The 13,861-nt window shown below is 61.5% G+C and carries 11 protein-coding genes and 1 tRNA gene; 7 read left to right on the top strand and 5 right to left on the bottom strand.

Features of this window, described 5'->3' with window-relative positions; genetic code table 11:
- The first annotated feature begins 76 nt into the window (after positions 1 to 76).
- Both H3V09_RS04855 and H3V09_RS04850 read left to right on the top strand, forming a co-directional pair.
- Positions 77 to 1,039 (top strand): tRNA pseudouridine synthase A, encoded by a 963-nt coding sequence (locus H3V09_RS04855; protein ID WP_198191394.1) that lies wholly within the window; start codon positions 77 to 79, stop codon positions 1,037 to 1,039.
- Between the two features lie 110 nt (positions 1,040 to 1,149).
- Positions 1,150 to 1,235 (top strand) — tRNA-Ser (locus H3V09_RS04850).
- Between the two features lie 567 nt (positions 1,236 to 1,802).
- Here H3V09_RS04850 and H3V09_RS04845 read toward each other — a convergent pair.
- Complete coding sequence (locus tag H3V09_RS04845) at positions 1,803 to 2,615, bottom strand: hypothetical protein (protein WP_198191395.1); 813 nt, start codon at positions 2,613 to 2,615, stop codon at positions 1,803 to 1,805.
- Between the two features lie 140 nt (positions 2,616 to 2,755).
- Between H3V09_RS04845 and nusA the strand changes: the two genes are divergently transcribed.
- From nusA to ribF, 5 genes are all read left to right on the top strand, one after another.
- Positions 2,756 to 3,814: a transcription termination factor NusA gene (gene nusA / locus H3V09_RS04840; protein WP_046323291.1), complete on the top strand. Its 1,059-nt coding sequence runs from the start codon at positions 2,756 to 2,758 to the stop codon at positions 3,812 to 3,814.
- A 183-nt stretch (positions 3,815 to 3,997) separates the two neighbouring features.
- Entirely contained in the window at positions 3,998 to 6,772 is a 2,775-nt protein-coding gene (gene infB, locus H3V09_RS04835) for a translation initiation factor IF-2 (protein ID WP_198191396.1), read from the top strand.
- 129 nt (positions 6,773 to 6,901) lie between these two features.
- Entirely contained in the window at positions 6,902 to 7,405 is a 504-nt protein-coding gene (gene rbfA, locus H3V09_RS04830; protein WP_198191452.1) for a 30S ribosome-binding factor RbfA, read from the top strand.
- 40 nt (positions 7,406 to 7,445) lie between these two features.
- Positions 7,446 to 8,474: a tRNA pseudouridine(55) synthase TruB gene (truB, locus tag H3V09_RS04825; RefSeq protein ID WP_198191453.1), complete on the top strand. Its 1,029-nt coding sequence runs from the start codon at positions 7,446 to 7,448 to the stop codon at positions 8,472 to 8,474.
- A gap of 118 nt (positions 8,475 to 8,592) precedes the next feature.
- On the top strand, positions 8,593 to 9,726 hold the full coding sequence (gene ribF / locus H3V09_RS04820) for a bifunctional riboflavin kinase/FMN adenylyltransferase (RefSeq protein ID WP_198191397.1): 1,134 nt from the start codon (positions 8,593 to 8,595) through the stop codon (positions 9,724 to 9,726).
- Between the two features lie 21 nt (positions 9,727 to 9,747).
- Here the strand turns inward: ribF and H3V09_RS04815 are convergent, their stop codons facing one another.
- The 4 genes from H3V09_RS04815 to radA form a co-directional block, all read right to left on the bottom strand.
- Positions 9,748 to 10,515, bottom strand: a complete 768-nt coding sequence (locus H3V09_RS04815) for an amino acid ABC transporter ATP-binding protein (protein ID WP_198191398.1) — start codon at positions 10,513 to 10,515, stop codon at positions 9,748 to 9,750.
- A complete protein-coding gene (locus tag H3V09_RS04810; protein ID WP_198191399.1) occupies positions 10,512 to 11,369 on the bottom strand; it encodes an amino acid ABC transporter permease in 858 nt (285 codons plus the stop codon). The genes H3V09_RS04815 and H3V09_RS04810 overlap by 4 nt, the downstream gene beginning before the upstream one ends.
- Before the next feature lie 25 nt (positions 11,370 to 11,394).
- Positions 11,395 to 12,258, bottom strand: a complete 864-nt coding sequence (locus tag H3V09_RS04805) for an ABC transporter substrate-binding protein (RefSeq protein ID WP_198191400.1) — start codon at positions 12,256 to 12,258, stop codon at positions 11,395 to 11,397.
- Between the two features lie 122 nt (positions 12,259 to 12,380).
- Entirely contained in the window at positions 12,381 to 13,790 is a 1,410-nt protein-coding gene (gene radA, locus H3V09_RS04800) for a DNA repair protein RadA (protein ID WP_198191401.1), read from the bottom strand.
- Positions 13,791 to 13,861 lie beyond the last annotated feature (71 nt).

Raw genomic sequence — 13,861 nt, 5'->3', positions numbered from 1 at the left:
CGGTCTTTGTTCTGATGACGGGGTCGGGGAGCATGGCTCTCCGGCCCCGTTTGTCATTGGTGCCAGGGAGGTCTCGATGGAGCATCAGGAAAAGAACACGTCCCTTGTCAGGCTGCGCATGGATCTGGCTTACGACGGCGGCGGCTTCCACGGTTGGGCCCGGCAGCCTGGGCTTCGCACGGTCCAAGGCTGCATCGAGCATGCCCTGTCTCTGATAACTGGAGCCCGCAAATCAGATGGCGAGGTTTCCCATAGTCAAATCGTCTGGGAACCAAGGCTGGTCGTGGCTGGCAGGACCGACACTGGGGTCCACGCATCTCATCAGGTGGCGCACCTGGACATTCCTGAAGTTGTGCTCGAGGCCTGCAGGGGACATATGGGGGTTGATGGTGTTTTGGCCCTGGAACGCCGTCTCCGCCACCTGTTGCCTGCTGACATCGTGCTGCTAGGGCTCCGAGCTGCTCCCATGGGTTTCGATGCCCGCTTCTCTGCCTTGGAACGCACTTACCTGTATCGGGTCAGCCAGGGGGGTCGGCCGGGGGATCCACGCATGCGGGGCTATGTGCTGGACCTGGAGGGGAGCCTGGATCTGGAAGCTATGAACGAGGCTGCAGGGGAGTGCATCGGCTTGCATGACTTCGGATCCTTCGCCAGGCCGAACCCTGGGGGCACGACCATCCGCAAGGTCAAGGCAGCACACTGGGACCTGGTTCCGACCGTGAATCTGTTCGGTGTTGACCCGGAGCAGAGTGCCGTCGGATACCTTCCGCCCTTCATGGAGTCCGGGCTGACCGTCTTCCGGATCGTAGCCGATGCATTTGCCCATAACATGGTCCGCTCGTTGGTCGCGGCCTGCATTCAGGTGGGCCTGGGACGCCGGTCCGTGCAATGGTTTGCCGACAAGATTGCCCACCCCTTGCGTGAAGGTTCCACTGGTCCCATAGCTGCTCGGGGCCTGACCCTGGAGCAAGTAGCCTACCCGCCTGATGACCAGCTTGCTGAACGAGCGCAGGCCATCCGTGCCCGCCGTACACTATGACGCACCGGGCTGTTTTGTAGCGACCGTTGACTGCGCCACGCCGTTTGCCAGGTAGGGACTCTGTGGCATAATAGAAAAGTTGTTGTTCGGCAGTGTCGGGCAACGACCATGGTTGAGTGTCCGAGCGGTCTAAGGAGCACGCCTCGAAAGCGTGTGAGGGCAACTCCCTCCGCGAGTTCGAATCTCGCCTCAACCGCCCCATTGGCCCTGACCCGACGGTCGGGGCCTTTTGTATGTAAATACTGTTGCCGCATTCCCAAGTTGTAGTGGTTAACCTGTGGAGTTGGGTTTCGTTATTGTTGCTGATATGCAGTCCATGGAAGATTAGTTTTGCATGATAACTGAGCATGGCAACAAGTGGATTGGCTGATTTGCAGCTGGAATTAGACTTCCTTATGCCCGCGTTGGCTATTCGGTCTTAAGCCAATAAAAGACCGTCCAATGCAGAAGGCGATGCGATGGTCAACACCGGGTCGCCTCCTACATTGCACGGGTTCATACCCCCCACGTGTTCCTATGGAATGCTCCTATGGAACACGTTCTATAATATCACTGTCTGAACCGATGTCGCCACCGCAAAGTTTCGTGAAATCTGTAGTAAGTACTGATTGATTTGTTTTGCTCGATGATTTGCTTGATGATCTTTGATCACGATTGGTCAGGTTTTGGTCATGCATGGGCAGGGATTGCTTGCATATGCGAATGCGGAAACTTATGAGTGAGCGATCGGCGGAACCGGCAGGTCGATGGTCCGCCTTTGCCGTCAATGCTTTGGTGTCTGCAACAGGGCTGACGATGTGGCAGGGTAGCCGAGGTTCATGGCCATGGACAAGTGGGCTACAACCATGTCGATCAGGGCAGATGTGGCCTCTTGGTGGCTTTTCGCCTTCTTGCTGACATCAGTTCGTATGGTGCCTGCGGACCCGTTCAGTTTTCTCCCCACGGCCAGAAGGGACCGGGCCGTATCCATTTCAATCAGGGCAGGAGTAGGAGTCTGTATTCCGTTGGCGGGGTCGGTGGACTCGTCGGGGTGCGCCAGCAGATCAGTGGTGGGATAGACTCCCTGCCTGGGATCGTGCTTGGAGTGGCCGGCCAGAATCTGGGCGGCTGCAGTGTGCGCATCGGCTAGGGTCAGCATCCATGCGGCATCGGTCTTGCGGGCCGCGAGGACCGAGAGTTCGAATCCGGAACGGTCTTCGCCTGTGATGGCCTGATCGGCCAATTCGACGGGCAGCGCCTTGGCCAGCGGATCCAACCGCTGTGCAGCCTGGACCAGTCTGAGTGTAGCCGTTTGACGATTGGCCTGCCCGCCCTGGGAGGCCGTCAAAGCCTGGGCTGCATGCACTGTGGCTTCATCCAGCCTGGCAGGGCATTCGCGGGCCGCTTGGGTCCAGGCCTGGGCTCGGTTGTCTGACTGATTCTTGTGAAGCTGTTCCGACTGCCGGGCTCGTGTCCATGCCTGTTCGCAGGCAGTGGGACGGAGAGTATCGGGATCGTGCTGACTGACGTGCACCGCTGAGGGTGCGCATCCTGATAGGGAGACAGCCAGCAGAAGTACTGCGATGCCGGTCCTCATCCGTCGTGCTGAAATCGACGGCCGATGACTCGCCCACCCGTGGTATTCAAGAACCGGCAGTGTCTGCATGAAAGGCTAGAATAGTAGGCATTGCAGACTAAAAGAAGCGCAGTCTGAATAACTTCATAGGAGGTCTTGACATGGAACTGGACCTGGCTGAAATTCATCAGCTGGCACACGAACAAGGGATTGATGCCGAGACCTTGGATCAAGCACTGAGCGAGGCTCTTCTTCTGGCTTATCAGAAGTCGCCTCACGCAGCCAAACACGCACGGGTGGAGCTTGACGAACGTGCGGGGACTTTCACAATCTGGGCACAGGACGAGATCGCTCGAGAACCCACGCCTGAAGAGCCCGAACCGGGATACGACCTGGGTGAGGAATACGACGACACACCAAAGGACTTCGATCGGCTGGCGGCCTCCACGGCCCGTCAGGTCATCCGCCAGCTCTTCCGTGAGGCCGATGACGAACGAGTCTTCGGAGCTTTCTCGGGTCAGAAGGGCCACCTGATCACCGGAATCGTGCAGCAGGATGCCAGTGATCCCGGCAATGTGCATGTGGCCGTGGATAATGTCGAGGCCATTCTGCCCCGCCGCGAGCAGGTGCCTGGCGAGCATTACCGGCATGGCCAGCGGATCCGCGTCTACGTGGTCAATGTCTCCCGTGGGCTCAAGGGGCCGGAAATCATCGTGTCGCGTTCCCATCCGGAGCTGGTTCGCCGTCTCTTTGAGCGGGAGGTGCCTGAGCTGGTTTCCGGTGCAGTCTCCATCATGGCCATCGCCCGTGAGGCCGGGGCCAGAACCAAGATTGCGGTCCGGGCCAACAGCAAGGGGGTCAATCCCAAGGGTGCGCTGATCGGCCCTGGCGGTGCTCGCGTTCGTGCCGTCATGGAGAATCTGGGCCCTGAGAAGATCGACATTGTGGACTGGTCCAAGGATCCTGCTGAATTCGTGGCTGCGGCCCTGTCTCCAGCTGTGGTCCGCCAAGTGCAGATCGTCAGCGAGTCCAACCGTACGGCCATTGCCTTCATCAAGGATGCCCAGCTCTCTCTGGCCATTGGCAAAGAAGGGCAGAACGCCCGTCTGGCTGCCAAGCTGACGGGCTGGAAGATCGGCATCGAGTCCGAGGAGACCCACCAGCAAAAATTGCGTGAGCTGCAGGCGCAATCCCCTTCGGCTGCTGGTGAAGACGCATGAGAGCAAACATCCGAGGACGCGAGTATGCTGGACCCGGTATCCCGAGTCCGGTGGTTCATGCCGTCGGCCCCGGCACAGAGACGAGGTAACACGATCATGGTCGCACGATGAGACAGGATATGTTCGCCGTCATGAAAGAGTGATCGCGCCGGTCATATGCGCGGTCCGGTAAGGAGAAAGTAAGTGCCCAAAGCACGCGTGTATGAGCTGGCCAAGGAATTTGGCGTAGACAGCAAGACTGTTCTGGCGAAATTGAAGGACATGGGCGAGTTCGTCAAGTCCGCATCCTCCACTGTCGAGGCCCCTGTGGTTCGTCGACTCAAGAATGCTTTCCCTCAGAAGGGTCAGGGCGACGCTGGCCAGGCCGCTGCACGAAATGCCCGCCCCGGCAGCCCTAATCATGGAAGCGGCCAGGGTCAGCATGGCCGCTCGCAGTCCGGCGGCACCAAGCAGCAATCCACACCTGGGCCCAAGCCCGGACAGAACCGTCGGCCCTCGGCTGGTGTCGAGGCGCCGCGGGGTCAGCAGCGTCCCGGTGGCCACTTCCCCAAGCCTGGTGCTCCCCACGGTAACCGCAACGAGCATGAGCAGCGCAACCAGTCCCGTGGGCCCAAGCCCTCAGCCATTGGCAAGCCCGGCCCCCAGGGCTCGCACAACAACGGTCGTTCCGGCGGTTCCGGGGCTTCGCCAGCACGTCATGGCGCACGTCCGGGAGCATCCACGCCTCGTCCAGGCAACAATCCTTTCAGCCGCAAGCAGGGGATGAAGGCGCCTATGCCTTCAGACATTCCCAGGCCGCACCCCATGGCCAGGCCTACCGTCAACGACTCACGCAGAGGTCGGGGTGGATTCCGCAACGGTCGTGGCGGTCGTACCGGACAGGGCGCCCGTCCAGGGCAGTGGGGCCATAGCCGTCCAGGCCAGCAGACCCATCAAGGTGGCGGCAGCCGTTTCGGTGGCGCTTCGTCAGCACCCTCAGGTGGCTTCCGCGGCGGTTCAGGCCGTGGTGGTCGCGGTCGCGGCGGTGCTGCTGGAGCTTTCGGTCGCCAGGGAGGCAAGTCCTCCAAGGCTCGTAAGAACCGGATGGCGAAGAGGCATGAATTCCAGGAGATGAAAGCACCCGTCATCGGTGGTGTGCGCATCCCCGCAGGGAACGGTCGTACCGTTCAGCTTCGTCAGGGCGCTACCCTGGCTGATTTGGCCGACAAGATCAACGTCAACCCTGCTGCCTTGGTCACGGTGCTCTTCCATCTGGGCGAGATGGCCACGGCCACCCAGTCCCTGGATGAGGCCACTTTCCAGATCCTGGGCGACGAGATCGGATGGAAGATCCGCATCGTCTCCGCCGAGGAGGAGGACAAGGAGCTTCTTCAGCAGTTCGACATCAACCTGGACGAAGAACGTGAGGACCAGGATGACAAGAACCTGCAGCCCAGGCCTCCGGTGGTCACGGTCATGGGCCATGTCGACCACGGCAAGACCCGGCTGCTGGACACCATCCGCAAGACCAACACGACCACCCAGGAGGCTGGCGGCATCACCCAGCGCATCGGGGCCTACCAAGCCACGGTCACCCTGGATGGTGAGGATCGCAAGATCACCTTCCTGGATACCCCCGGCCACGAGGCCTTTACGGCAATGCGTGCCCGTGGTGCCGAGCTGACAGATGTGGCTGTCCTGGTGGTAGCCGCGGACGACGGCGTTATGCCGCAGACCGTGGAGGCCATCAATCACGCCCAGGCAGCTCATGTGCCCATTGTGGTGGCTGTCAACAAGATTGATGTCGAGGGAGCCAATCCCCAGAAGGTACGCGGTCAGTTGACCGAGTTCGGCCTGGTATCCGAAGAGTATGGTGGCGACACCATGTTCGTCGACATCTCCGCCAAGCTGGGCACCAATGTGGACAAGCTCCTGGAGGCCGTCCTGCTGACTGCCGATGCCGACCTTGACCTTCGGGCCAACCCCGACATGGACGCTCGCGGCGCTACGGTCGAGGCCCGTCTGGACAAGGGCCGTGGAGCTGTGGCCACTGTGCTGGTCCAGCAGGGGACCCTGCATGTGGGCGATGCCATTGTGGCTGGATCGGCCTATGGCCGTGTGCGCGCCATGCTGGACGAGAACGGTCGGCAGATGGATGCTGCAGGCCCCTCCACCCCCGTCCAGGTTCTGGGGCTTACCTCGGTGCCTACCGCCGGCGACCTCTTCCTGGTTGCGCCCGACGATCGCACCGCTCGTCAGATCGCCGAGAAGCGCGAGGCTTCGGCCCGCGCCGCTCAGCTGGCCAAGCGCCGCAAGGTGGTCTCCTTGGAGAGCCTGAAGGAGCAGTTCGCCAAGTCCGAGGTGGACATGCTCAACATCGTCATCAAGGGCGACTCTTCCGGCTCGGTCGAGGCGCTGGAGGACTCCTTGATGAAGATCGAAGTCTCCGACGAGGTCGGGATTCAGGTCATCCACCGGGGCGTGGGCGCCATCACCCAGAACGACGTCAACCTGGCTACGGTCGACAAGGCCGTCATCATCGGCTTCAACGTCAGGCCCAACAGGCAGGTCCAGGATCTGGCAGACCGCGAGGGCGTGGAGATCAAGTACTACTCGGTCATCTACAACGCCATCGAGGACATCGAGGCCGCGCTCAAGGGTATGCTCAAGCCGGAGTACGAGGAGGTCACCACCTCACACTCCGAGATCCGCGAGATCTTCCGCTCCTCCAAGTTCGGCAACATCGCGGGCGTTATGGTCCAGGACGGCACCGTCAAGCGGGGCACCAAGGCTCGAATCGCCCGCAACGGTGTGGTCACTGTCAACGACCTGGAGATCTCCTCCCTGCGCCGGTTCAAGGACGACGTCAACGAGGTGTCCGAAGGCTACGAGGCGGGTATCAACCTGGGCTCCTTCAACGACATCGAGGTGGGCGACATCATCGAGACCTACGAGATGCAGGAAGTGGAACGTAAGTAGAGCCTGTTGACCATCCGACCACATGTCGGAGGGTCCGTGGCAATCCGCCCCGGTCTGGGTACTCCCTGGCCGGGGCGGATGTCCATGAATGCGACGATTGGTCATGGACGGTTCGAGAAAGGAATCATGATGGCTGGAAATCCCCGCGCTGTACGCATAGCGGCCCTGATACAACGGGTCGTAGCCTCTGCGCTGGAGTCCCAGATGCACGACAAGCGCCTGGCAGGGGTCACCGTCACTGAGGTTCGGGTCACCAACGATTTGCAGATAGCCAAAATCTATTGGACCCAGCTGGGTCGGTCGGGCCATGAGGCCGGGGAGCGCAAGCGCGCCCAGCAAGCTCTGCGGCAGGCCTCGGGCAGGCTGCGCACCCTGGTCGGTGCTCGGGCCGGTCTGCGGCTGACGCCTACGCTGCGCTTCATTTACGATGAGGTGCCTGCCGAGGCGACTGAGATTGAGGATGTGCTGACCGCAGCCCGTCACCGGGACGCGGCCATGGCCAAAGCCCGGGTCAATGCCAGCTATGCCGGCGACTCCGATCCATACAGGCATGACGACGAGGAAGAGGCCGATGGGTCGGACTCCGTCCCTGGTGAACCTGCGGCAGAGGGTGCGGATGAAACCGACCGTTGAAGGCATCGGTGGGGCAGAGGCTTCCGAGTCGTCTGATGGTATGGAGTCCGGCACTGGTGAACCGACCTCTGGCATCATCCTTGTTGACAAGCCGAGCGGTGTGACCAGCCATGACGTGGTGGCTGCAGTTCGTTCTGGCCTTGGCATGCGTCGCGTAGGCCATGCCGGAACCCTGGATCCCATGGCCACTGGTCTGCTGGTCATAGGGTTCGGCCAGGCCACGCGCCTGCTGACGGTCATCGTCGGCCATGATAAAACCTATAGAGCCACTATTCGCCTGGGACTGGGCACCACCACGGACGACGCGGACGGTGATTTGCTGCCGGTGCGTCCTGGAGCTGCGCAGAGGGTGGATGAGCTGACAGCCCAGGGTCTGCAGGATCTGATTGATCGCTGCTTCACCGGCTGGATCGACCAGGTGCCTGATGCATTCTCTGCCATCAAGGTCAAGGGCAAGCGAGCTTATGATCTGGCTCGCGCAGGCCAGGAGGTCAAGCTGGAGCCCCGACGCATTCGGATTGCATCCTTCAATCTGCTTGACTTTCGCCGTGTGGTTTTGCCCGATCAGGGAGCCGAGGTGGTCGATGTGGATGTTGAGGTGTCCTGCTCCAGCGGCACCTACATCCGCGCCCTGGCTCGTGATTTGGGCGAACGCCTGGATCTGGGCGGTCACTTGACGGTCCTAAGAAGGATTCGTGTGGGTCCATTCGACCTGGAGGATTCCGACCTGGCATCCAGGGTTCTGGGCGGTCATGTAGTCCCTCACACCTACCGGAACCGCCAAGGTCAGACGGTCGTTCGCAGTCGCATGGTCCTGGACCGCGACCGGCAGGCGATGTTGGATGGCTCGCTTGACCTGGCGCAGGCGGCACGCATGAGCATGCCTGTCCTGAACCTGGATGCCGACCAGGCCGTCAGAGTCTCTAACGGCGGATTCTTGGATCTGCCTGTCACTGGGCCCACAGCTGCCCTGGCAGGGCCTCAGGGCAAGCAGCGGCTGGCTGCTATCCTGGCACCCGGTTCACGAGGCGGGGCCAAGCCGGATGTGGTCTTCCACCCCGAGGCCTGAGTGCGTAGGTTCGTGTTTAGCTCCAGGGTCTTGCCAGGGTGCGACGGTGGGAATACAGTGCTTAAGGAATTTTCGGTGCCCGGGTTCGGGGCCGCCATGACTAAGTGATGGGAAGCGGATGAAGGTCAGCCAGGTCAGCCCGAACGAGTCGGGCATTGTCAGGTGGCCGGGAACCTTGGGGGCCCGGTCCAGCGTGGTCACCATCGGTGTCTTCGATGGTATGCACCGGGGTCATCAGGCCCTACTGCGCCAGGTGGTCGAGCTCGCTGCCAAGAATCAGGATCGGCCCATGGCCCTGGTCTTCGACCCAAGTCCCAAACTGGTTCATAGCTACGCTGACGGCCATGACATGACCGAACCGCCCCTGGACCTGATTCGCCATGACCCTGATCAGATCATGCCTCTGGAGGAGCGCCTGAGGCTGATGGCCCAGATGGGGCTGGATCAGGTTGTGGTGGTCCGATACACGCTGGCCTTCGCAGCCAAGTCCTATCGATTCTTCCTCAAGCAGCTTACCGAACAGCTGGCCATGCGAACGCTGGTTCTGGGCAGCGATGCGCAGATGGGCGCAGGGCGGGTCGGTGATATCAAGGCGATTGGCGATCTGGCAGACACAGGACTGTTCAACCTGGAGGTAGTGGACGACCAGGGACCGGGCGACTGCACACTGCCTGACGCTGACGGCCTGAAGCGGCGTCAGGTAAGGGCCTGGAGCAGCTCCCACCTTCGGCAATTGATTCTGGATGGTGATGTGGATGCGGCCCTGAATATTCTGGGCCGGCCGCACATGGTTCAAGGCACAGTGGTCCATGGGGAGCAGCGGGGTCGCCGCTTGGGATTCCCGACTGCCAATCTTGCTCCCGACAGCCAGGGGATGATGCCCGAAGATGGAGTCTATGCAGGCTGGCTGGTTGACCTGGGTCTGCCTACGGATCCTATGGCGACGCCGGAGGGACGGGAGGGGCGGCTGGCTCAGGGCTCGCCCTGGCGGATGCCTGCCGCCATCTCCATCGGCACCAAGGAGACCTTCCTGGCTCCTGGCCAGCAGATGCCAAGAATCCTGGAGGCCAATGCCGTCCGGCCGGATTGGGTGGACCTGTACGGTCACCGGGTCCGGGTGGAATTCCTCAGCCGTCTGCGCGGTCAGAAACGGTATGCGGGCGAGAAGCCCCTCAAACGACAGCTGGCCCTGGATGCCGATCGCACCCTGGAACTGACCAAGGCTGCAGGAAGAGTGTTTTCCGTCAACTGAAGACTGTAGGAACCTTGGAACTCACAGCCCTCGGAAGTGGCTGAAAAACTCCCTGGTTCGCGGATTCTCAGACTCGTCCATGACCTCTTGCGGCGTTCCGTTCTCGGCGATGACACCGTCCAGCAGCAGGACAACCCGGTTGGCCGCATGATGGGCGAAACTCATCTCGTGGGTGGCCATGAGAATAGTGGTGCCTCCGGCGGTCAGCTCCGAGACCATGGCCAGGACCTCACCTACCAGCATGGGGTCCAGGGCTGAGGTGATCTCATCCAGCAGGAGCAGTTCCGGGTCGGTCATCAGGGCTCGGACGATGGCCACCCGCTGCTGCTGGCCGCCTGAGAGCTGATCGGGGTAGGCTCCGGCTTTCTTCTTCATGCCGATTCGATCCAGCAGTTCCAGGGCCCGTTCCCTGGCCTGGTCCTTGGGCATGCCATGAACCTTGATGGCCCCCAGGGTCACGTTTTTCAGGACGTTCATGTGGGGAAAGAGGTTGAACTGCTGGAAGACCACGCCGATTCTGGCCCGGCAAGCATCCTGGTTGATCCTGGGGTCGGTGATGTCGGTGCCGCCCAGCCATATCCGTCCATCGTTGACGGTCTCCAACAGGTTGATGCACTTCATCAGGGTGGACTTGCCCGACCCGGAGGGACCCAGCAGGGCCACGGTTTCATGAGGCATGATGGTCATGGAAATGCCGCGCAGGACCTTGTTGCCCCCGGGGTAGGTCTTGCGCACATTCTCCAGACGGAGCACCGGTTGGTTCTGATCGGCGCCTGCCTGTTCGCTCATACCATGCCTCCGCTCTGTTCGCGCTTGCGCAGCCGGTTGGAATACCAGTCGTTGAGAAGAATGAAGGGGACCGAGGTGGCGATGAAGAGCACTGAGGCCACCACATAGGGGGTGAAGTTGTAGGAGGTGGCCACGATGATCTGGGCCGCTCTGACCGCGTCGACGGCTCCCAAAACCGAGATCAGCCCTACGTCCTTCTGCATGGAGATGAAGTCGTTCATCAGTGCAGGAGCCACCTTGCGTAGAGCCTGGGGGATGACGACCAGACGCATGGTCTGCCCCGAGGTCAGGCCCAGTGAGCGTGCTGACGCCCTTTGGGAGGGGCCGACGTCCTGGAAGCCGGCCCTCAGTACCTCGGCGATGTAGGCCGAATAGGAAAGGATGACCGCCACGGTGCCCAGTAGAGCTGCCGGAATCCGGTTGAAGATGGCCAGTCCGGGAATGCCGAAGCCAATCAGGTAGAGGACCACAATCATGGGGATGCCCCTCATGATTGTGGTGTAGATCTGGGCCAGCACCCGCAGGGGAAAGAGCAGCGGGTTCCGGCTGGTGCGAATCATGGCCAGGAGGGTGCCCAGCAGGGCCACGCCGATGACCGCGAAGAAAAGGACCTCCAGATTGAGCCAGAGCCCCTGGAGGACCTTAGGGAAGGCTTTCGCGAAGTAGGCACCGGAGAAAAACGACTGCTTGACTCGGGGCCAGCCGGGTGAGGCGTGCAACCCAAGGGCGATCAGCAGGGCCAGTACAAGTGTGCTCGCGATGCTGACTGCCACGGAGCGCAGATTCTGTCGACGGCCATAGCGTTCCCGTTCCCGTTGAATATCGCTGACCGCGTCCTGTGCCGAGGTGGCCATGAACGACAAGGTTTCCTTTCTTCTCTCAGCCCAGGGTGGGCAGGGAGGTGTAGACGTGCAGCCACTGCTTCTGCAGCTTGTCCAGTGTCCCATCCTTCTTCAGGGTGGTGACAGCCTTGGAAGCGGCCGAGGTCAGCTTGGACCCCTTGGGCAGAACTATGCCCATGCCCTCCGGGTCCTGCGAGCCCTTGATCTGCCCGAGAATCTTGGCGTTCTTGACTTGCCCGGAATCGACCATGGTTACGGCTGAAGGGGTGTCCACGACAAGCGCGTCGATCTGATTGGCGTCCAAGGCCTGTGACGAGGCCACGTCGTCGTTGAAGGTGTCGATGTCGGGTTTGACCAGCTTGTGGGCCATCTCGTAGGAGGTGGAGCCGACCATGGCGCCTATCTTGGCGTCCTTGATTTGGGCCAGGGAGGTGGCGGAGGCATATGGGGAGTTGTTTCTGACCACCAGTGACTGGGTGGAGTTGTAGTAGCTGGGAGTAAAGTCGACAGCTTGCCGGCGTTCAGGGGTGATGGAGAATTGCTGGATGTTCAGGTCGTAGTCCTTGCTTCCCGGGGCGATGGCGGCATCGAAGGTGGTCCTGGTCCAGGTGACGTGTGCCTTGTCGAATCCCATTTTCTCTGCTACTGCATAGGCCACGGCAGCCTCGTAGCCTTTGCCGGATTCGGGCTTGTTGTCCTGCACGTAGGGGGCGTAGGCCGGGTCTCCAGTGGCAATGGTCAGGGTGCCGGGATTGATGGTCTGCTGGGTGATGTCCTGCTTGGCCGCTGACTGCCCGCTGTTGCTCGATGAGGAGCCACAGGCCGCGCCGGCCATGAGCGTGACTGTCGTGAGTGCGGCCGCCGTCAGCCTGCGTATGTTTTTCCTGGTGAAGATGGTCATGCTGATCTGCTCCTCGCGATGATGATGAGTGTCGGTCTTCCGGCGACTCCATCCTAGTCCGGCAGGTTAACGAGTCGGCAGGTGAACGCCATATGGTGCGATAGGGGACCAGCGGCCACTTTTCAGACCAGCCCCAGAGCCTCCAGAGCCTCGGCAAGGTAGGTGACTTCGATCACTTCCAATCCCTGAATGGGCTTTCGGCCTCCTGAATGTCGGTCGGGCGGGACCAGCGCCCGGGTGAATCCCAGGCGAGCGGCTTCTTGCAGCCGGTGGTTGAGCTGAGGCACAGGCCTGACCTGTCCTGTTAGTGATATCTCGCCCATGGCACAGGTGGTGCGCAGGATGGGCCGGGACTTGGCTGCACTGGCCAGGGCGGCCACGATTGCCAGATCGCATCCGGGCTCCTTGGCCAGCCCGCCGGCGATGGTGGACACATATAGGTCTCGTGTCAGCAGGTTGACCCGGCCGTGGCGGTAGAGCACCGCGGCCAGCATGGCCAGGCGGTTGGCATCGATTCCGTTGGTGTTGCGGCGGGGAGTGGGCAGAACCGAGGAGGTGACCAGAGCTTGGATTTCGATGGGTAGGCTGCGGTGGCCATCCAAGGTAAAGGTCACGCAGGTGCCCTCCACCTCCTGCCCGGCCGTGGACAGGAAGAGCCCAGTGGGATCGCTGACCTCTTCGATACCCTGCTCGCCCATGTCGAAGCAGCCCACCTCGTCGGTGGGGCCGAACCGATTTTTGACGGCTCTCAGCAGGCGTAAAGCGGTCTGGGAATCGCCCTCGAACTGGCAGACTACATCAACCAGATGCTCCAGGGTCCGCGGTCCGGCTATGGATCCGTCTTTGGTCACGTGGCCTACCAAAAGGATGGGGATATCGTGCGACTTGGCCATGTCGATCAGGCTGATGGCTACCTCGCGTACCTGGGTGGAGCCCCCGGAGATGCCGTCGACCTGGCTGGAGACGATGGTCTGGGCGGAGTCCACAATGGCCAGTGCCGGCTTCTCGCGCTCGATCAGCCCCAGCACCGTGGCCAGGTCGGTCGTCGAAGCCAGCAGCAGTGAATCCTTGAGCGCTCCCACCCGACTTGCCCGCATTCGCACCTGAGCCTGGGATTCCTCGCCGGATATGTAGAGCACCTTGTCTTCCTGGTCGCCCAGGTCGGCTACACGGCCAGCGGTCTCCAGCAGGAGGGTGGACTTACCGATGCCCGGTTCGCCGGCCAAGAGGATGACCGATCCTGGTACGATGCCTCCTCCCAGGACCCGGTCGAACTCCTCGAATCCTGTGGGAATACGCTTTACCTGGTCCGTGCCTACACGGGTGATGGGCCGGGCCAGGCCGGTCTTCGGGGGCGCAGGCGCCGTATGGCTGCCGCCGGAGGTGGACAGACTCCCGCCTGCGCCTACGACACGGGCCTCGTGGAATTCCTCGATGGTTCCCCACTGGCCGCATTCAGGGCAGCGTCCGAACCACTTGCCGCCGGTCCAGCCGCATTCCGTGCACACGTATTGCGTCGTCGTCTTGGCCATACCTGCACGCTATCGGGATTCAGGGACGAGGAGCTGGGCTTTTACGTCATCTTCGCAGTGCCGACACCCTG

Source organism: Bifidobacterium sp. M0399 (assembly GCF_016100595.1).
Taxonomy (GTDB): domain Bacteria; phylum Actinomycetota; class Actinomycetes; order Actinomycetales; family Bifidobacteriaceae; genus Bombiscardovia; species Bombiscardovia polysaccharolytica.
The sequence above is the reverse complement of the archived record's forward strand: the minus strand, read 5'-3'. Positions and strand labels throughout refer to the sequence as shown.